Source organism: Pseudomonas gingeri (assembly GCF_013385425.1).
In the GTDB taxonomy this organism is placed as follows: Bacteria; Pseudomonadota; Gammaproteobacteria; order Pseudomonadales; family Pseudomonadaceae; genus Aquipseudomonas; species Aquipseudomonas gingeri_D.
This window is the reverse complement of sequence record NZ_JACAQA010000004.1, coordinates 444,754-464,420: the sequence shown is the minus strand read 5'-3', so window position 1 is coordinate 464,420 and position 19,667 is coordinate 444,754. Positions and strand designations below refer to the sequence as shown.

The window sequence follows — 19,667 nt, the reverse complement described above, 5'->3', positions numbered from 1 at the left end:
GGGAAATTAAACCACCACATCCCCTCCTGTAAGCCCCTGTTTGTGATGGTCAGCGCCAACGAGGGTTGGGCCAATGAGTTGATCCCCCGCAAGTCCGGCTGGGATGAATACATACCCAGCAGCACATCGACCCCATCGCCCACGGTTCTGTTGGCACTCGAAGCCCCCGCCGTCGCTGAGCGGACGGCGAGCTGGGGCATCTATGTAGCGGGGGTAAACGGTGAAATCGTGACCCAGTGCGGGCCCGCTGGCGTTGAAAGCAGCATCATCAATATCGAAGGCAATAGCCGTTTTCCCTACAGCGGACCTGGCGCACGCCATGGACAGCTTCTTTACAAGTGGGGGGAGAACGGTACGGCACTACCCGTGTGGAATATCAATGAGCTTGGCGCTGATACCCATAGCGGAAATTTATTCATGAGGATCAACGACTACGACATGACGGACAATCAATACGAGATCTACGCCATGGTCAACTGATCAGCGCTCCACTAGCCCGCGAAACCTTCGTCTCGCGGGCTAGTGCTCTGCGGCCCCAGCCGTTTCCCCTGCACCGGCAGGATCAGCCCTTGCCTTTCCACCGATCCACGGCAATCACCACCAGCGATATCACCACAAACGCCACCAGCACCATCACGGCATTGATAAACACCTGGGGATAACCCAGCTGGTCCACGTCGATAAAGGGATAGGGGTAAGAGCCGACAAAGTAGCCACGCACCAGGGCGTAAACGAAGTAGAGCGCCGGATAGATCAGCCACGGCCAGAAATCCCGCCATTGCAGGGTGCCCTTGGGCACGCAGAACCACCAATAGATCACAAACAGCACCGGCATCACGTCGTGCAGCAGCTCATCGGCCACCCACTGCAGGCCCTGGGGGTTCCACGTATGGCGCAACAGCAGGTTGTACGCCAGCCCGACCAGCACGATGGCGGCGGTCACACCGCCCTGGACCTTGGGGTTGAGAAAGAACCGCCGAAACGGCGAATCCCCTGATGTGGCCGCGCAGGTCAGCACGATCGCCACCAGGATATTGGTCAGCACCGTGAAATAGCTGAAAAAGATATCCACCCCGCCCAACAGGCTTTTGTCGCCCTGCCAGCGCGACATCAGGATCAGGTAGAGCTGGAGGGCTAATGCAAGCCATCCCAGCAGGGCCGCGATCTTCACGGCAATACCGCCCGTGCTCTGCGTTAATACCATTTCGTTGCTCATAAGCTGACTCCTGGCCACGCGGCACCTGCGACGGCAAAGCCCCAATCGATTGGACGCTTATAAACAGGCTGTCTATTGAGCAAAACCCTAGAAGAAAGCAGGACAAGACTCTACTGTCAGAAATGACAGTCCTGACCAGCGGTCATCGTCGTTCAACGCTGGCCTCGCCAGCGATCCACCGCAATCAGCAGCACCGACAGCAGCACGAATACCAACACCACCAGCCCGGCATTGATAAACATCCGGGGATAACCCAGCTCCCCCACATCGATGAAGTCATAAGGGTAGGCACCAATCAGGTATCCGCGCACCAGAAGGTAAACGCAGTAGACCAGCAGATAGATCAGCCACGGCAACGCATCCCGCCATAACAAGCGACCCCTTGGCGCACAGAACCACCAATAGAGCAAAAACAGCATCGGCATCACGTCGTGCATCAACTCATCGGGGACCCACTGGAACTCTTGGAAACTCAACGGAACGCGCAACAGCAGGTTGTACACCAGGGCAACAAGAATCATGCCGACCGCCGCGCCACCCTGAACCGAGGGCTGGAGAAAGAAACGCCGCAGGGTCGAATCTCCCGAGGTTGCCACGCAGGTCAACACCAGCGCCGCCAGGATATTGATCAGCACCGTGAGATAACTGAAGAAGTCATCCAGTCCACCCAACAGGCTCCCCGCGGCCTGACAGTTCTGGTAGAGCTGGATGCCCAATGTCGCCCAGCCCAGCAGTGCCGCGCCCTTCAGGGCAATCCCAGCCCAACCCCTGCCATCGCTCATGAGCTTGGTTCCTGACTCTCGTAACCTCTGCGATCCCAAAGATCCCCGTCGGCCGAGCACTCGATACAACACAGTGCCTTTGAGCATGACCCTAGAAGAACGCGAGATAAGGCTCTACTGTCAGAAATGACAGTCCTGACCAACGGCGCCCCCGCTCGCAGACACTTTGGAAAAGCGCTACCGACTGATAAGGCTGGTGCGGCGCGTTAGCGGTCCCTGGAAGGCTTGATGGATCAACCCCCCGAATACGACTTTGCTCTTTCATTCGTATGAAGTTTCCTAGAAAATCCTGACCGCTTGCGCCTGCCAAAACACGTGGCTAGTCTTCGTTGGTCACTGCCAATTCGGTGATCGGGTTTAGTCGCCCACTGTTGAGTTAAGGCGCATAGCGCCATCGTCCTGTTCAGGCGCTTTTTTGTTGCCTGCACTTTATGGTGGCTGTGCGCAGGGCGCCCTCGGGCGCGCCGGTTCCTTAGCTCGCCGGTCGACTAACCTGCGTACAGCTGCCACCCCCATCGTTTAGTCGCGACTCGGTAGCAGTTCAACCCATGTTGAGAGAGCTAGACCTATGTCGAAGATTACTCCCGATCCCCCCATCAACCCGCTGTACAAGCACGACAAGACCAGCGACCGGGTATTCGCCCATTACAACCTGCCGCCGCTTGAACCGCCTGAGCCTTACAAACTGCCGGAGAGCCTGTATCGGATCCGCACGGATGTGCGCGCGGAAGAATCGCTGAGCGCCGCCTATGAGCTGCTCGAATCTGCCGCCGCGACGGCCTATGAATCCGTGGAAAACCTGAGCGGCGCCAACCGCAAGGTGGTGCTGGGCGTGGTGCACCTGATCGAGTTGGCGAAGGCGTTGGTGGATTCGGCGTTGAATGAGCGTGCCGTAGAGCACCCATAAGATTTGTAGTGTCTGGGCCGGCCTCTTCGCGGGCAAGCTCCGCTCCCACATTAGATTTGTGTCGTGCACAACATCCAGGCTCAACGCAAATACTGTGGGAGCGGAGCTTGCCCGCGAAGAGGCCAGTAGCCGTTATGCAAACACTCAGGCAACTACACCTACACAGACAACACCAAATCGCAGCGACTCACCCTAGTGCTGAATAACCTCACCCCGCATCGGCGCCAGCCGTGCAATCAGGCGATTCTGCACCGGCACCGGAATACCCTGGGTATCCATCGCCGCAATCAGGTCTTCCACCAGCGCATTAAAATCGCTGCGGCTGACGTTCTGGCCCTTGTGGCTCTCGGCCATGGTATCTCCGGTGTACACGCAAGGCCCACCCGCTTCCACGCAGAACTGCTCGACCAACTTGTCCCGCAAACGCTGGATATCGATCTTGCGAAAACGCTCGACGATCCGCGGATCGTGGGCAATGTTCAACAGCATGCCCTCGACAATCCGGGTAATCCCCGCCCGCTCGCCCAGGTCACGATAGAGGCTGTCATCCTTGGGTGGCTGCTGGGCACAACCGGCCAGCAGCAGAACCACCAGCAGCAGTTTCAGGCCACGCATCAGAAACTCCCCTGCACGGACAGATAGGTGCCGTTCTGGTTATCCAGGGTCGCGATCTCTCCGAGCTTGGCGTAAGCCAGGACAAAGGACACATGCTTGTTGGGGAAGTAGCCGACAAACAGATCAGCCCAATCGCTCTCACCGGAAAACGACAGGTTGTCCGGCTTCTGCCGATACTCCACGCCCATGGCCCAGCGCGGGTTGAACAGCACCGCCACCGAGCCTTCCTTGAGCAGGCTGCGGGTATCGCGCCGATCGCCGCCGAAGCCCATCAGCCCCAGCTCGTTGGCCCGACTGTAGCGCACGCCGCCGTTGACCAGCAGGTTGTAACCGAAGGCCGCGCCCATGAACAGGCGGCTGACGGCCAGGTAGCCCTCCACATCCTGGTCACGCTTGGCGCCCACCAGTTGCGGAATCTCGAAGTTGGTCTGGTGCTTGTACTCAAGCCCCAGGGACACCTGGGGCAAGCGGTCGTAGATCACATCACCGAACAGGCGCACCTTCAGGCCAAGGATGTCCTGCCCCAGATGATCTTCCGGCAGGCTCAGCTTGCTGACCAGCGACCCGAGGTCGAAGCGCTGGCGGGCAAAGGAAACCTCCACGCGGTTGTCGTAGGACGACGCGACCCCGGCCACATCGAGCCGATAATCCGGGAGATTGACCGTGGTGGCGAACGCGGTGGCGCTCCACTCGTTCTGCTCGCCATAGCCGGTCAGCACCGCCCAGGGCGTGATCCCGCCGCCCGCCGGGCCTTCGAGGCTGCTGGCCCCGCCCGTGGCGATCAAACGGCCGTTGTCGGCCAGAACCGGTTGCGCTCCCAGGCAGGCCAGGCCGCAGAGCAAGAGAGATAAACGCTTCATGGCCGTCAATGAACCACAACGGACGGTGAACCCAAAGGTAAGGCAACCCAGGCCTCGAACGCTGCCGCGGTCAACGGGCGGCTGATCAGGTAACCCTGGGCGGTGTCACAATGCCAGCGCTCCAGCAGACGCAAGCTATGTGCATATTCGACGCCCTCGGCGACCACCTTCAGCCCCAGGTTGTGGCTCATTTCGATGGTCGAACGGACGATCACCGCATCCTCGCTGGTTTCATCCAGGTCGCGGACAAAGGATTGGTCGATCTTCAGTTCCTGCACCGGCAGACGCTTGAGGTGGGCCAGCGACGAGTAACCGGTGCCGAAGTCATCCACCGACAGGCTGATGCCGCACTCGCGCAGCCGGTGCAGGACCTTCAAGGCCTGCTCGGGCTCGCGCATCACGGCGCTTTCGGTGATCTCGAAAATCAATTGTTCGGCCGGCAGCCGGTATTGCTTGAGCAACGCCGAAACCCGGTCGGTCAGGTCGGGGCCGAGCAGGTCCTCCGCCGAAATATTCAACGACAGTTGCAAGCGCAGGCCCCGCTGGTTCCACTCCGACAACTGGCGTATGCCCTCCTCGATCACCCAGTGGGTGAGGATCTGGATGCTGCCGGTGCGTTCGGCCAGGGCGATGAACTCCGCCGGCGAAACCATGCCGAACTGCGGGTGTTGCCAGCGCAACAGGGCTTCGGCCTGACGCACGCGACCCTCACGGATATCCAGCTTGGGTTGATAATGCAACAGCAGCTCGCCGTTGGCGGCGGCATGGCGCAGGTCGCGAATCAGGGTGACCTGGCGGCGATGCGCGAGGTCGCGCCCCTGTTCGTAGATCTGGATGCGGCCGGGAATCTGCTCGGCATCTTTCATGGCGATGGCGGCGCGGCTGAGCAGCTCTTCGGCGGACAGGCCATCCCCCGGGAAGGCGGCAATCCCTATCCGGCAATCCAGGGCCACTTCATGCCCGGCAATCCGCTGGGGCTTGAGCAACAGCTGCTGGAGCTTGTCTGCGGTGGCGACCGCGCCGTCGCTGGCGGTACCCTGCAACAGCAGCAGGAACTCGCCGCCGATCAGGTGCGCGACGGTATCGCCGGCACGCAGGGCGCCCAGCAGGCGCTGGCCGACCTGTTGCAGCATCAGGTCCACCGCGTCGGGACCACCGGCTTCGCCGATCGCCCGCAGGTTGTCGATCTCCAGGTAGACCAGGGCCACCGACCGCCCGGCGCTGATCGCACTGCCCAGGCGTTCCATGGCCAGCGCCCGGTTGGGCAGCCCGGTGAGCCCGTCGTGCAAGGCATTGTGCGCCAGTTGCTGCTCGCGCTCGGCAATGCCGCTTTGCATGGAGTTGAAGGCGGTGGCCAGGAGTCCCAGCTCGTCACTGCGCTTGAGCGGCACCGGGGTCTGGTAATCGCCCTGGCCGATCCGTTCCGCCGCCTGGGCCAGCGCCCGCACCGGTTGCGAAACGCTGCGCGCCAGCAACAAGGCACCGGCCAGGGACGCCACGAGCGAGATCAGGGCGATCAGCAGAATGTTCTGGTCGAGGGGCGCGAATGCCTGCATCGCCGCATCCAGTGGACTTTGCAACAAGGCGATGACCTGGTTGTCATTTTCATCGGCGGTGCTGGCCAGCATCAGCGTCTTGCTCAGGAAACTGTGCTGCTCATATTCGGTCAGTTGCTGGATGTGTTTATCGGCGCTGGCGAGCATCAAGTGTTCAATGCTCTGCGCCATGGCCGGCGACTGGGTGCTCACCAATTGCCCGGGCTGCTGCATATCCACGGTCAGGAACGACACTTCCAGGTTGCTCAACGAACGCAGCTCGCGGGCAAACTCGGTGTCCATGGAAAAGCCCATCACTACCCGGGCGATCGGCAAGGGCGCCAGCACCGTTGCTTCCACCAGCAGGTGCGGATGGCCCTGCAACGGCACGATCAGGGTCGACTGCTTGGCCCGCCGCGCTTCGCGCAACGCGTGGTCATAACGGAACTGCGAACCTTCTGGCATATCGTCCAGGGTACTGGCGAGGACCTTGCCGTCCATGCTCAGGAGGATCATGTCAGTGGCGTTGATGCGCTTGCCGTGGTTGATCAGCACCGAGCGGATGGTCGCCGAATCGCCGCTGGCCACGGCATCGCGAAAGCCGAAGTCCGACGCCAACAGTTGCACGCCATCGCTCAGGCGTCGGCTCTGGACATCCAGCAGGCGTTCGAACACCCGGGTACCGAGCTGCAATTGTTCGCCAGCCTGGCTGCGGATCGCGCTGTTGGTGGCGGCCTTGACGCTGAAATACAGCGCGCCGACCACCACCAGCAACAGCAGGATCAGGACGCAGGCGACCCGCGCCTGAAAGCTACTTCGCAGTTTCACTGACAGCTTTATTGAAGGCATCGCCGAAAGCACTCGGAGCCGGCGCCGCGGGTGCATCCGGCGACAGGGGTTGGATCGACAGGCTGAAGCGTTGCTTCAGGTCCGTGGCGGACACACCGATTTCGCCTCCTGGCTGCGGCAGCATATCGGCCACCTGGGGATGCCAGAGCGTTATGTGGTAGCGGCCGGCCGGCAGTTTGTCGAAGCGGATCAAGCCCTTTTTATCACTGACCGCAAACCAGGGATCGTCGGTCACATAGACATAGCCAAGCATCCAGTCATGGATGTTGCAACCCAACACCACGATACCCGGCTTGTCGAACAGCACCGGGTCCGACGGCGTGCCTTCGTAAAGACGCAGCTCGAAGCGCTTGGGCGCCGAGAAGGAATAGACCTGATGGCGGATATTGTCACTGTTGGGAAAGCGGATCTGGGTGCCGGTATGTACCGCCAGCACATGGGGGGCGTACTGTTTGTCGCGCTGGTCCATATCGGCCTTGAGGCTGAAGATCGGCGGCGGCACATCGCCCTGCAAGGTCAAGACCGCGTTCGGCAAGGGCTTGCCGTCCTGATCGACGATCTCGGCCTGGAAACCGGCGGCCACACCCAGGCCGCTCGACAGCAGACATGCAACAAACAGAAACAATCCGGTCAACGAAGTTGGGCGGGCCATGCAGCAACTACTCATCAGTGTGTGATCGTGGGGGCCGACCTTGGCATGAAAATGTTCCGCGAATGCAGATTACCGGGGGTTGCAGAGAAGAGCACGCGGCAAATACGGCCATTAGCCACTATCCTGGCACAGCCGACGACCAACCGCTTGATCGGCAAAACCTTTACATGCAAAACACTTCTGTACAACGCTTATTGATCAACTATCGGCCGACTTTCGCAAAGCTATACTCCCGGCCATTGAAACCACCGGCGGCTCGCCCCATCTAACTGGCATATATCACTGTGCAGGTGCCCCATGAGCGAGCAGCAGGAATTCCCTGAACATCCGACCCTAGAGGCCGACACCGAACACACCCTTGACGACGCCAACGCCGCGAGCGCCTCCGGCACCGGCCTGGCCCTGCCCGGGCAGAACCTGCCGGACAAGGTCTATATCATCCCGATCCACAACCGCCCGTTCTTCCCGGCCCAGGTGCTGCCGGTGATCGTCAACGAAGAACCCTGGGCCGAAACCCTGGAACTGGTGAGCAAATCCGATCACCACTCCCTGGCGCTGTTCTTCATGGACACGCCCAGCGAAGACACCCGCCATTTCGACACCAAGGCCCTGCCCGAGTATGGCACTCTGGTGAAAGTCCACCACGCCAGTCGCGAAGGCGGCAAATTGCAGTTTGTCGCCCAGGGCCTGACCCGGGTGCGCATCCGCACCTGGCTCAAGCACCATCGCCCACCGTACCTGGTGGAAGTCGAATACCCGCACCAGCCGAGCGAGCCGACCGATGAGGTCAAGGCCTACGGCATGGCCCTGATCAATGCGATCAAGGAGCTCTTGCCGCTCAACCCGCTGTACAGCGAAGAGCTGAAGAATTATCTCAACCGTTTCAGCCCCAACGACCCGTCGCCGCTGACCGACTTCGCCGCCGCCCTGACTTCGGCCACCGGTAACGAGTTGCAGGAAGTGCTCGACTGCGTACCGATGCTCAAGCGCATGGAAAAAGTCCTGCCGATGCTGCGCAAGGAAGTCGAAGTCGCGCGGCTGCAAAAGGAAATCTCCGCCGAGGTGAACCGCAAGATCGGCGAGCACCAGCGCGAGTTCTTCCTCAAGGAGCAGCTCAAGGTCATCCAGCAGGAGCTGGGCCTGACCAAGGACGACCGCAGCGCCGACGTCGAGCAGTTCGAACAGCGCTTGCAGGGCAAGGTCCTGCCGGCCCAGGCGCAAAAGCGCATCACCGAGGAAATGAACAAGCTGTCGATCCTCGAGACCGGCTCGCCGGAGTACGCCGTCACCCGCAATTACCTGGAGTGGGCCACCGCCCTGCCCTGGGGCGTGTATGGCGAAGACAAGCTCGACCTCAAGCACGCGCGCAAGGTCCTCGACCAGCACCATGCCGGCCTGGATGACATCAAGGCGCGGATCCTCGAATTCCTCGCGGTCGGCGCCTACAAGGGCGAGATCAGCGGTTCCATCGTGCTGTTGGTGGGGCCGCCGGGGGTGGGCAAGACCAGCGTCGGCAAATCCATCGCCGAATCCCTCGGGCGGCCGTTCTATCGCTTCAGCGTCGGCGGCATGCGCGATGAAGCCGAGATCAAGGGCCACCGCCGCACCTATATCGGCGCCCAGCCGGGCAAGCTGGTGCAGGCCTTGAAAGAGGTCGAGGTGATGAACCCGGTGATCATGCTCGACGAGATCGACAAGATGGGCCAGAGCTTCCAGGGCGACCCGGCCTCGGCGCTGCTGGAAACCCTCGACCCGGAACAGAACGTCGACTTCCTCGACCACTATCTGGACCTGCGCCTGGACCTGTCGAAAGTGCTGTTCATCTGCACCGCCAACACCCTGGATTCGATCCCGGGTCCGTTGCTGGACCGGATGGAAGTGATTCGCCTGTCGGGCTATATCACCGAGGAAAAAATCGCCATCGCCAAGCGCCACCTGTGGCCCAAGCAGCTGGAAAAAGCCGGTGTCAGCAAAAGCAGCCTGAGCATCAGCGACGGTGCCTTGCGGGCGGTGATCGACGGCTACGCCCGGGAAGCCGGGGTCCGTCAGTTGGAGAAACAACTGGGCAAACTGGTGCGCAAGGCGGTGGTCAAGTTGCTGGACGCGCCGGACACGGCGATCAAGATCGGCAACAAGGACCTTGAAGCCTCGCTGGGCATGCCGGTGTTCCGTAACGAGCAGGTGCTCTCCGGGGTCGGTGTGATCACGGGGCTGGCCTGGACCAGCATGGGTGGCGCCACCTTGCCGATTGAAGCGACTCGCATTCATACGCTCAACCGGGGGTTCAAGCTCACCGGGCAACTGGGTGAGGTGATGAAGGAGTCGGCGGAGATCGCCTATAGCTACGTCAGTTCGCATCTGAAGCAGTTTGGTGGCGATCCGGAGTTTTTCGATAAAGCCTTTGTGCATTTGCATGTGCCAGAGGGCGCGACGCCGAAAGACGGTCCGAGTGCCGGGGTGACCATGGCCAGTGCGCTGCTGTCCCTGGCGCGCAACCAGCCGCCGAAAAAGGGCGTGGCCATGACCGGTGAGCTGACGCTGACCGGGCATGTGCTGCCGATTGGCGGGGTGCGGGAAAAGGTGATTGCGGCGCGGCGGCAGAAGCTGTTCGAGCTGATCCTGCCGGAAGCCAACCGTGGGCACTTCGAGGAATTGCCGGATTACTTGAAGGAAGGCATTACCGTGCATTTCGCCAAGCGCTTCTCGGATGCGGCGAAGATTCTCTTCTAAACAGCAGGCATCTGGCTCGCCCGTGAGATTTCCAGCGTTCTCACGGGCCTCTTCGCGGGCAAGCCCTGCTCCTACAGGATTATGTCGTGCACAAGTTTTGCGTTCGACGATGAACTGTAGGAGCAGGGCTTGCCCGCGAAGCTTTTGGCGGCAAGCACCGCGTCTACAGGACAGTACTCAGTCTTGCTTCACAGGCATTAGTGCAACCCCAGCTCCACAGGTTATGCTCGGTCATCGCTGTAACAACTGGAGACACTATGACCCCGACTCGCCTGCTGCTGCCGTTAAGCCTCGCCTTGCTCGCCGCCTGTGCCCAGCAACCGCGCCAGAACGTGACGCTGGAAAAACAAAGTGACTGCCCGATGCAACTCAAGACCGGGCAGAACATGATCCTCAGCCTGCCCAGCAACCCCACCACCGGTTTTCGCTGGGCCATCCAGGACTCGGCCGGCGGCGTGCTGAAAAGCCTCGGCCCGGAGGTCTACCACAATCCCGACGACAACGGCCTGGTGGGCAGCGGCGGACAATCGACCTGGCGCTTCCAGGCCTTCGCCGCCGGCACCGGGCGCCTGCGCCTGACCTACCAGCAACCCTGGGAACCGGAAGCCACGCCGGCACAAAGCTTCGACTGCCCGATCACGGTGAACTGACATGCCTTGGCTGATCCTCGCCCTGATGGGGGCTACCGCGTTCCTCTATGGCGTGAGCATCGAGCTGCCGATGTTGTGCCTGCTGACCAAGCCGGTACCGGTACTGGTCCTGCTCGGCTGGTTGCACGATGCGCCGGTAACCGATTATCGCCGCTGGATCGGCCTGGGTTTGATCTTTTCCCTGCTGGGAGACGTGCTGCTGGCCTGGCCGGGCGATCTGTTCGTGTTCGGCCTGGGTGCGTTTCTCGTCGCGCACCTGGCTTATCTCAAGGCTTACCTGGGCGACTGCCGTCGGTTAGCGCCATTGCCCTTGTTGCTGGCCCTGCTGATCGGCGTCGGGTTGCTGGGGATCCTGATGTCCAAGGGACTGGGCGACCTGCTGATCCCGGTCACGATTTATGCGCTGGCCATCAGCGCCATGCTTTGGCGCGCCCTGGCCCGCCTGGGTACCGATGTGCCCAAGCGCTCCGCGCTGTTGGCGGCGGCCGGCGCCCTGACCTTCGCCTTCTCCGACAGCCTGATCGGTATCGATCGTTTCGTGGTCAAGTTCGCCGCCGCGCCCTACCTGATCATCATTGCCTACTGGCTGGGACAATGGGGCATTGCGGCCTCGGCCTTCAGCCAGAAGCCGCGCTGAACGCAGCCTGCTCCTCTACTCCTCTACTCTTCTGCCCTTCTGCCCTTCTGTAGGAGCGAGCTTGCTCGCGATGAACGCAAGGACACCACTGGCATCCAGATACCCCGCGTTATCGTTGACGCCCATCGCGAGCAAGCTCGCTCCTACAGTTTTAGTTTTCGGGGCGTGCAGGCTTGGCGTTTTATCCGACAAAGCGCGCATCGCGGCGCCAACTTGGCTAAAATGCCGGCCTTTTCAGCATCCGCCGGAACCGTCGTGAGCAAAGAACCCGATCGCCTTTTCGCCCAGCCCCTGGCCCAGGTGCCGGACTTCGCCTTCAACGAAGACGTGGTGCGGGTCTTCCCGGACATGATCAAGCGCTCGGTGCCCGGCTACCCGACCATTGTCGAGAACCTCGGCGTGCTCGCCGCGCAGTTCGCCCAGCCCCACAGCGTGCTCTACGATCTGGGCAGCTCCCTCGGCGCAGTGACCCAGGCCCTGCGCCGTCACGTACGCAGCGACGGGTGCCGGGTGATCGCGGTGGATAACTCCGCGGCCATGGTCGAACGCTGCCGCCAATACCTCAACGGCCAGGACTCGATGTTCCAGGAGCTGCTGCCGGTGGACGTGATCGAGGGCGATATCCTCGCCCTGGAATTCCAGCCGACCTCGGTGGTGGCGCTGAACTTCACCCTGCAATTTATCGCCCCCGAACAGCGCCAGGCCCTGCTCGGGCGTATCCGCCAGGCCTTGCTGCCCGGCGGCGCGCTGATTCTCTCGGAGAAACTGCGCTTCAATGATCCCGAAGAACACGCGCTGCTCACCGACCTGCACGTCGCCTTCAAGCGCGCCAATGGCTACAGCGAACTGGAAATTGCCCAGAAGCGCAGCGCCATCGAAAACGTCATGAAACCCGACAGCCTCGAAGAGCACCGCGAACGCCTGCTGGCCGCAGGTTTCTCGAAAGTCGTGCCCTGGTTCCAATGCCTTAACTTTGCCTCGTTGATTGCCCTGCCATGATCGATCTGTCTCCCCTCGCCCGCCGTCTGGCTGGCACCCCTTTGGCCGAATGGGCCAACGGCCTGCAAGCGCAACTCGATGCCCGCATGGAAAAAGGTCATGGCGACCTGGAACGCTGGCAGAGTGCGCTCGATGCGCTGCCGAAGATCCAGCCGACCCAGGTCGATCTGCTGAATGGCCTGACCCTGGACACGGATTGCGACGAGGCCACCCGCGCGCAGATGCGCACGGCGCTGATGGGCTTGTGCCCGTGGCGCAAAGGCCCGTTCGATCTGTTCGGCGTGCATGTCGACACCGAATGGCGCTCGGACTGGAAGTGGTCGCGGGTCGCCCCGCACCTGGACCTCAAGGGCAAGCGCATTCTCGATGTCGGTTGCGGCAACGGCTACTACATGTGGCGCATGCTCGGGGCCGGCGCGGACACGGTGGTCGGCGTCGATCCGAACTGGCTGTTCTTCTGCCAGTTCCAGGCGGTGCAACGCTATTTGTCGGAGCCGTCGGCCTGGCACCTGCCGTTCCCATTCGAGGACCTGCCGGCCGAGCTGGAAGGCTTCGACACGGTGTTTTCCATGGGCGTGTTCTACCATCGGCGCTCGCCCATCGAGCATTTGCTGGCGCTCAAGGATTGCCTGGTCAAGGGCGGCGAACTGGTGCTGGAAACCCTGGTGGTGGAAGGTGACGAGCATCAGGTGCTGATGCCGGAAGATCGTTACGCGCAGATGCGCAATGTCTGGTTCCTGCCGTCAGTGCCGGCGCTGGAACGCTGGCTGCGGCGCGCCGGGTTCAGCGATGTGCGCTGTGTCGATGTGAGCGTGACCACGGTGCAGGAACAGCGCGGGACCGAGTGGATGAAGTATCAGTCGTTGAGTGACTTCCTGGATCCGGAGGATCACAGCAAGACCATCGAAGGGCTGCCGGCGCCGATGCGGGCGGTGATGGTCGCCCGCAAGTAGGCGGTGTCAGATCTGACGCCTTCGCGGGCAAGCTCCGCTCCCACAGGTTTTGTGTCGTACACAATATTCCGATTCGACTCAAATACTGTGGGAGCGGAGCTTGTCGGGACGCCGCACCGCCGCGAAAGGGCCCTCAAGACAGGCCCCCACAACAACCCTACTCAGGACTTGCTTCTGCGGGCCTTGAAGAACTCGCTGAGGATCGTCCCGCACTCCTCAGCCAGGACGCCGCCTTCGAACAACACCCGGTGATTGAGAAAGTCCTGGGTAAAGAACTGCCCCTGGCTCTGCACGATCCCCGCTTTGGGTTCCAGTGCACCATAGACCACCCGTGCAATCCGCGAATGCACGATCAACCCGGCGCACATGCTGCACGGCTCCAGGGTCACGTACAGCGTACTGCCCGGCAGCCGGTAGTTGTCGAGCGCCTGGGCGGCGGCGCGGATGGCGACCATCTCGGCATGGGCGCTCGGATCGCTGCCACTGATCGGGCAATTGAAACCGCGTCCGATGATCTCGCCGTCCTGCACCAGCACCGCGCCCACCGGCACCTCGCCCAACAGCGCGCCCTGGGCGGCCAGCTCCAGGGCGTCACGCATGAAGTCCTGGTCGCGGCTGCGGTCGATGATCGGCGCCGGCCGTATCTGACGCATCAGGCCACCTCGATGGCGGCCATCAGGCCGGTTTCCATATGGTCGATCACATGGCAATGGAACATCCACACCCCCGGGTTATCCGCCACCAACGCTACCCGCGCCCGCTCGTTCTTGCCCAGCAGGTAGGTGTCGGTGAAGTATGGCGTGATCGCCTTGCGGTTCGAGGCGATGACCTTGAAGCTCATGCCATGCAAGTGGATCGGGTGCTGATACTGGGTCATGTTCTTCAATTCGAAAATATAGCTCTTGCCCTTCACCAGCTTGGCGATGGGTCGGTCGGCGCAGGTCTTGTCGGTGATGTCCCAGGCCTTGCCATTGATCTGCCAGAGACTCGGCGGCTGGCCATTATCGACGTTCACCGAAACCGAGCCAACCCATTCGAAATTGAAGTTGAGCTTTTCTGCGTTCGCCAGGTCCGGCTCGGCTATCGGATTGGCCGGCAAGGCCTTCGGCCAGTCGGTCGCCATGCCGCTGTCGGCCACCGAACGAAAGGTCGCCAGACGCACCGGACCGTTACGCAGCGATAGCTCTTCACCAGCCGCCGGCGCCTTGATCGCCAGGCAGATGCGCATCCCCGGTCCCAGCCAGTATTCCTTGCCCAACGGACGCGGCTCCACCGGGTTGCCATCCAGCGCATAGATCCGCGCTTCGACACCGGGGATATTGAGGCGGTAAGTCAGGGTGTTGTCGAGGTTGAGCAGGCGAACCCGGGTGATCTGTCCGGCCGGTAAGTCGACCACGGCTTGCGACACGCCATTGACGGTCGACAGGCGCCCCGCCGTGCCCCCACGCGCGGCTTCACGGGGAATGCTGAAAGGCACGAAGGCGCCAGCGTCATCGACGTGCCAGCTTTTCAGGCTCAAGGTGCGTTCGTGCTGGAAACCGCTGGGCTCGCGCTCTTCGACGATCAGCGGGCCGACCAGCCCGCGCCCCAGTTCCTCACTGCTGTTGACGTGGGGGTGATACCAGTAGCTGCCGGCGTCCGGGACGCGGAACTTGTAGTCGAAGTATTCACCGGGCAATACCGGCAGTTGCGACACGTAGGGCACGCCGTCCATTTCCAGCGGCAGGCGGATACCGTGCCAGTGAATGGTGGTGGCCACCGGCAGGTGGTTGATAAAGCGCACCCGCAGCCACTCGCCCTGACGCACCCGCAACTCGGTGCCCGGCGCCGACGGGCCGAAAGCCCAGGCCGGGGTTTGATGCCCGGCCACCAGCTCGACGTCCAGGGGCGCGGCGATCAGCTCATAGTCATGGCCGGCATCGGCGTCGGCCATTTTCCCCAACCAGTAACGCGATGCACCGCCGGCGCCAACGCCCACCACTGCAAGACCGGCCAGTCCACCGAGTATCTGTCGACGGGTAAAGGACATGAACGCAACCACCTCACCTATTCAGCCGCGCACCAGGGCGCGCAAAAGGCGAATACGATACACCCGCAGTTGCGAAACCGTAAGAAAATCAGTCCAGGCCCAGCAACAAATGGGTCACGCCACCGGCCAATATCATCACCCCGGCGACACCCGCCGCCCGCAATGCCGACTGATCGATCCGGGCACTGTCATTCAAGGCCACACGCAGGCGTGTCAGGGCCACGCGCTGGTGGGACTTGAGATTGCCTTCGCCACCCAGGGCCGCGACGATCTCCGGGCGCAACGCCTCTTCTGCCGTGGCAACCGGCGTACTCGGTTGATCCGCCACCAGGTCCGGTGTCAGGGCTTTCCAGAATGCCCGCTGAAATTTCTCGAACATGTTCAGTTCTCCAGGACCCGCGGCTGCAGCGCCGTGGTGTGTTGATGATCGAGCAGGGCTTCACGCACCTGCCCGGCGTTTTCCAGGCCAAGAATTCGTTGGGCCAACACTTGGCACTCCGTCAACTCGACCTCGCGGACCGCCGCCTTGATCGCCGGAATCAGCGGTACGCTGACCGACAGCTCATCCACGCCCAGGCCCAGCAACACCGGCACCGCCAGCGCCTCGGAGGCCAGCGCGCCACACACGCTGACCGGCTTGCCATGGGCATGGGCGGCTTTCACGGTGGTGGCGATCAGGCGCAATACCGCCGGGTGCAGGCTGTCGGCCTGGCTCGCCAGTTGCGGGTGATCACGGTCCATGGCCAGGGTGTATTGGGTCAGGTCATTGGTGCCGATGGAAAAGAAGTCCACCTCGGGGGCGAACAGATCGGCCATCAGGGCCGCCGCCGGCACTTCGATCATGATCCCCAGTTTCGGCAACGCCTTGAGGCCCAGGGCCAGGGCCTCATCCTCGAGGAACTGGCGCGCCTGCCGCAACTCGGACAGTTGGGTAATCATCGGCAGCATGATGTGCAACTGGGTCAGGCCGGCACAGGCGAGAATCCCCCGCAATTGCTGACGCAGCAGTTCCGGGCGTTGCAGGCACAGGCGAATCCCGCGCATACCGAGGAAAGGGTTGGCTTCAGTATCCATCGGTACGTAGGCCAGGGGCTTGTCGCCGCCGACGTCGAGGGTCCGCACCACCAGGTTGCGCTGCGGCCCCAGAGCCCGGGCAATAGCCGAATAGGTCGCGGCCTGCTCCTCGACACTCGGCGCGCTCTGGCGCTCCAGATAGAGAAACTCGGAACGCAGCAAGCCGACCCCCTCACCGCCCAGGGTCAACGACTGCTCCACCTCTTGCAGCGAGGCGACGTTGGCGGTCACCTCGAAATGGTGACCGTCACGGGTACGCGCCGCCTCGGACGCCTGCTCCTTCTCGCGCTGGTGACGCTGGCGTTGCTCCTGGCGCTTGACCAGCAGGCGTTGCACATCCGCCTCTTCCGGCATCAGGTGCAGGCGCCCGAGGTCGGCATCGAGCAGCACCTGGGTACCGGCGGGCACCTTCAGGACCTCAGCGGGCAAACCACAGAGCGCCGGCAAACCGAATGCCCGGGCCAGGATCGCCACATGGCTGGTCGCCCCACCACCGACGGTGACGAAGCCGAGGACCCGACGGGTATCGAGTGCGGCCGTTTGCGACGGGGTCAGTTGCTCGGCAATCAGGATGGCGTCGTCCGGCATCTCGGTGACCCGCTCCTCGACCCCGAGAATCAGCCGCAGCACACGCTGGCCGACGTCCTTCAAATCCAGCGCGCGCTCCGCCAGCAAGCTGCTGCCCAGGCGTTCGAACAGCGCGCAGGTGTCCTCGGTGACCTGGCGCCAGGCGAACGCCGCGCTTTTACCCTGGGCGAGCAGGACCCGGGCCTGCTCCAGCAGGCTCGGGTCTTCCAGCAATTCCTGATGCGCGCGGAAAATCTGCGCCTGGGCGCTGCCCTCGGTGTTGTCCCGCAGCCGCTGCAAGGCCTGGGTCGCCTCGTCCAGAGCCCGTTCGAGCGATGCGCGCTCATGGGGCTCGTCGGAACCGAATTCCGGAACTTCCAGCCGCTGTTCAGCCACCTGCACCACCCGACCGAACGCCGAACCCGGCGAAGCACAAACGCCGCGCAACAGGCTCGGCGAAGACGCCTCGACCACCACGGGGATATCGATCACCGCCGCAGGCTCGACCGACTCACCACACCCCTCGGCCAGCAAGGCCGCCAACGCGTCGATGGCGGCCTGGGCATCCTCGCCCACCGCACTGACCTGCAACACATCGCCACGCACCGTCTGCAAGGCCATGATCGCCACCAGGGACTTGGCATTCGCGCTGTCCTGGCGCCGATGCACCACGATGCTCGCGGCAAAACCCTTGGCCGCCTGGGCCAGCACCGCCGCCGGACGGGCGTGCAGACCGTTGGCGTTGGGCAAGGTCACCGGGCTTGAGAACAACGCCTCGCCTTCCTCTTCCACCACCGGGCCCGCCGATGCGCCGTTGTGCTCGATCCGCAACAGTGGCGCGCCGCTTTCAATCAAACCACTGGCCGGAGCCAGCCGGGTGAACGTCTCGCCACTGACCACCAACACCAGGGTCAACAGACTGCGGGCGTGCAAGGCGATGTAGTCGACATCGAACTCGATCAACGCCTGCCCGGCCGTCACCCGCTCACCTTCGCGGACCAGGGCGGTGAAGCCCTTGCCCTGAAGCTGCACGGTGTCCAGGCCGATATGCATCAGCACCTGCACACCCTGGTCGTCGGTAATGCTGATGGCATGGCCGCTGGCCTGGACATTGCTCACCACCCCGGCCAACGGTGCGCAGAGCACCGAAGACGTCGGGTCGATGCACAGGCCATCGCCGATCATGCGACTGGAGAACACCGGATCAGGCACCTGATCCAGTTCGATCAGCACCCCGGACAGGGGCGCGAGCAGTTCCAGGGAAGAGGTTGCGGTCATGACATCACCTTTATCATTGTTCTTTGAAGCGCCGGCGCGGCGAAGGCCACGCCAGCATAGGACTTATTCCCACCAATACTCGACCTGCACACCGAAATTGGAGCCATGCAGGGCGCTGCCGAAACTACCGGTATCGGACAACGCCGACCCCGCATCGAACTGATTGGCCGCACGCTGGGCCGCCGCGTTCCAACTGGCATAGGTGTAGTAGAGGCGTATCTCGGGCCGAGTCCAGAAATCCGGACCTCTGGGTGACCAGGTAGGGGCGAAGGTAAACTTGCTGAGCTTGCGGGTACCGCCCGGCGCCTCGATCTGGTCATGGCCCAGTTCGGTCACCAACTTGAACTGCTCGGTAATGGCGTAGGTCGGACGTACCCCCAGGGAGATCCAGTTCTGGCCCTGGCCGTCGGGACGAATGTCCTTCTGGTACACGGCCTCGATCTGCCCGCCGAATTGTCGGGTGATCTGCCAGTCGAAAAACTCGACCGCGCGGTAGCTCTTGTTGCTGGTGTCCAGGGTCGGATCGCCGGTGTAGCCCAGCCCGGTACCCGGCCCCTCGCCGTATTGCAGGGCGAACTTGTTCTTGCCGCCGAGGAAGTTCTTCTGCACATGCTGCGCGGTGATGGCCCAACCCTGATGGGTATCGCGGCGATTCGGCGCGTCGAGGTAACTGGCACCGAGCTCCACTTCGCCATCGGTATTGGTCTTGAAGCCGGCGACGTTGAAGTCGTGACGATTGATATAGTCCTTCTGGTACAGGTTGTCCTTGCGCGAGAAGGCATAGCTGTATTTCAGGTCGCCGATCTTCACATTCTCGATACCACCGCCCGTGGCGCTCTGGTTCCAGTAGTAGAAGTCGGAGATATGGATGTCGTTACGCTTGTAGTAACGCCGCCCGGCCCACACCGAGCCGCCATTGAGCGAGGGCAGGTTCGACCACTTGGCGAACATCTGCGGCATCCGCACCGTGCCGTTGTCACCGTCGAAACTGGGATTGTGATCGTACTTGTTGTACAGCGACGCCATCCCGTCGACGCTGACCACCGACCCGTCATCGAGTTTCAGCACGTCCTGGCGCAACTCAAGCTCCCCGTACTGTTCACACTCGTTACCCAGGCGATACTTGGATTGCGCACCAGGCAAATGGAAACAGCTTTGCGAGCCGCCGCCGGTCGAACCGCCCAGGCCGCTACGCAAGTAACCGGCGAACTCCAGGGCCTGGGCCGAGAATGGCAATCCCAGGCATACACAAGACACCACAAGACCGCGATTTATTGTTGTTTTCATTGGCTCCCCCATTATTTTTATTCTGTAGTGCTTGTTGATTATCGGGC

The 19,667-nt window shown here is 62.2% G+C and carries 18 protein-coding genes; 7 read left to right on the top strand and 11 right to left on the bottom strand.

The genetic code is table 11. The annotated features are described in order from the left end of the window. Positions 1-480, top strand: a 480-nt coding sequence (locus HX830_RS07725) for a hypothetical protein (RefSeq protein ID WP_177099600.1), incomplete at its 5' end; no start/stop codon positions are given. Between the two features lie 82 nt (positions 481-562). Here HX830_RS07725 and HX830_RS07720 read toward each other — a convergent pair. Beyond that, positions 563-1,216 carry a Pr6Pr family membrane protein gene (locus HX830_RS07720; protein WP_177099598.1) on the bottom strand — a complete coding sequence of 218 codons (654 nt, stop codon included), beginning with the start codon at positions 1,214-1,216 and terminating at the stop codon, positions 563-565. A gap of 152 nt (positions 1,217-1,368) precedes the next feature. Beyond that, entirely contained in the window at positions 1,369-1,998 is a 630-nt protein-coding gene (locus HX830_RS07715; protein ID WP_152740942.1) for a Pr6Pr family membrane protein, read from the bottom strand. Between the two features lie 568 nt (positions 1,999-2,566). Here HX830_RS07715 and HX830_RS07710 point away from each other — a divergent pair. Further along, the gene (locus HX830_RS07710) at positions 2,567-2,905 is read left to right on the top strand and encodes a DUF6124 family protein (RefSeq protein WP_177099256.1); all 339 of its coding nucleotides are present in this window, start codon (positions 2,567-2,569) and stop codon (positions 2,903-2,905) included. Between the two features lie 192 nt (positions 2,906-3,097). Here the strand turns inward: HX830_RS07710 and HX830_RS07705 are convergent, their stop codons facing one another. From HX830_RS07705 to HX830_RS07690, 4 genes are read right to left on the bottom strand one after another with little or no spacing between them, the layout of a single operon-like run. Continuing rightward, positions 3,098-3,520 (bottom strand): group I truncated hemoglobin, encoded by a 423-nt coding sequence (locus HX830_RS07705; RefSeq protein WP_103494377.1) that lies wholly within the window; start codon positions 3,518-3,520, stop codon positions 3,098-3,100. Further along, positions 3,520-4,380, bottom strand: a complete 861-nt coding sequence (locus HX830_RS07700) for a DUF3034 family protein (RefSeq protein WP_177099596.1) — start codon at positions 4,378-4,380, stop codon at positions 3,520-3,522. The genes HX830_RS07705 and HX830_RS07700 overlap by 1 nt, the downstream gene beginning before the upstream one ends. Before the next feature lie 5 nt (positions 4,381-4,385). Continuing rightward, positions 4,386-6,743 carry a putative bifunctional diguanylate cyclase/phosphodiesterase gene (locus tag HX830_RS07695; RefSeq protein WP_177099594.1) on the bottom strand — a complete coding sequence of 786 codons (2,358 nt, stop codon included), beginning with the start codon at positions 6,741-6,743 and terminating at the stop codon, positions 4,386-4,388. Beyond that, positions 6,727-7,416 (bottom strand): methylamine utilization protein, encoded by a 690-nt coding sequence (locus HX830_RS07690; RefSeq protein WP_247263213.1) that lies wholly within the window; start codon positions 7,414-7,416, stop codon positions 6,727-6,729. Before HX830_RS07690 ends, HX830_RS07695 begins: the two co-directional genes overlap by 17 nt. A gap of 297 nt (positions 7,417-7,713) precedes the next feature. Here HX830_RS07690 and lon point away from each other — a divergent pair, with 297 nt between their 5' ends. The 5 genes from lon (at position 7,714) to cmoB (ending at position 13,385) form a co-directional block, all read left to right on the top strand. Further along, complete coding sequence (gene lon, locus HX830_RS07685) at positions 7,714-10,146, top strand: endopeptidase La (RefSeq protein WP_103494380.1); 2,433 nt, start codon at positions 7,714-7,716, stop codon at positions 10,144-10,146. Positions 10,147-10,403: 257 nt separating this feature from the next. Further along, complete coding sequence (locus HX830_RS07680; RefSeq protein ID WP_103494381.1) at positions 10,404-10,796, top strand: protease inhibitor I42 family protein; 393 nt, start codon at positions 10,404-10,406, stop codon at positions 10,794-10,796. A gap of 1 nt (position 10,797) precedes the next feature. After that, positions 10,798-11,433 (top strand): lysoplasmalogenase, encoded by a 636-nt coding sequence (locus HX830_RS07675; protein WP_177099592.1) that lies wholly within the window; start codon positions 10,798-10,800, stop codon positions 11,431-11,433. 222 nt (positions 11,434-11,655) lie between these two features. After that, a complete protein-coding gene (gene cmoA / locus HX830_RS07670; protein ID WP_177099630.1) occupies positions 11,656-12,432 on the top strand; it encodes a carboxy-S-adenosyl-L-methionine synthase CmoA in 777 nt (258 codons plus the stop codon). Further along, positions 12,429-13,385: a tRNA 5-methoxyuridine(34)/uridine 5-oxyacetic acid(34) synthase CmoB gene (gene cmoB / locus HX830_RS07665; RefSeq protein ID WP_177099590.1), complete on the top strand. Its 957-nt coding sequence runs from the start codon at positions 12,429-12,431 to the stop codon at positions 13,383-13,385. Before cmoA ends, cmoB begins: the two co-directional genes overlap by 4 nt. A 161-nt stretch (positions 13,386-13,546) precedes the next feature. On the opposite strand, the gene tadA is transcribed toward cmoB, so the two are convergent. The 5 genes from tadA to HX830_RS07640 form a co-directional block, all read right to left on the bottom strand. Then, complete coding sequence (tadA, locus tag HX830_RS07660) at positions 13,547-14,038, bottom strand: tRNA adenosine(34) deaminase TadA (protein ID WP_177099588.1); 492 nt, start codon at positions 14,036-14,038, stop codon at positions 13,547-13,549. Further along, positions 14,038-15,414, bottom strand: coding sequence for a multicopper oxidase family protein (locus tag HX830_RS07655; RefSeq protein WP_177099586.1), 1,377 nt, complete (start codon positions 15,412-15,414; stop codon positions 14,038-14,040). The genes tadA and HX830_RS07655 overlap by 1 nt, the downstream gene beginning before the upstream one ends. Positions 15,415-15,502: 88 nt before the next feature. Continuing rightward, positions 15,503-15,793 (bottom strand): PTS transporter subunit EIIB, encoded by a 291-nt coding sequence (locus tag HX830_RS07650; protein WP_152740950.1) that lies wholly within the window; start codon positions 15,791-15,793, stop codon positions 15,503-15,505. 2 nt (positions 15,794-15,795) lie between these two features. Continuing rightward, positions 15,796-18,333, bottom strand: a complete 2,538-nt coding sequence (gene ptsP / locus HX830_RS07645; RefSeq protein WP_177099584.1) for a phosphoenolpyruvate--protein phosphotransferase — start codon at positions 18,331-18,333, stop codon at positions 15,796-15,798. 63 nt (positions 18,334-18,396) lie between these two features. After that, a complete protein-coding gene (locus HX830_RS07640) occupies positions 18,397-19,620 on the bottom strand; it encodes a maltoporin (protein ID WP_103498520.1) in 1,224 nt (407 codons plus the stop codon). Positions 19,621-19,667: the final 47 nt, after the last annotated feature.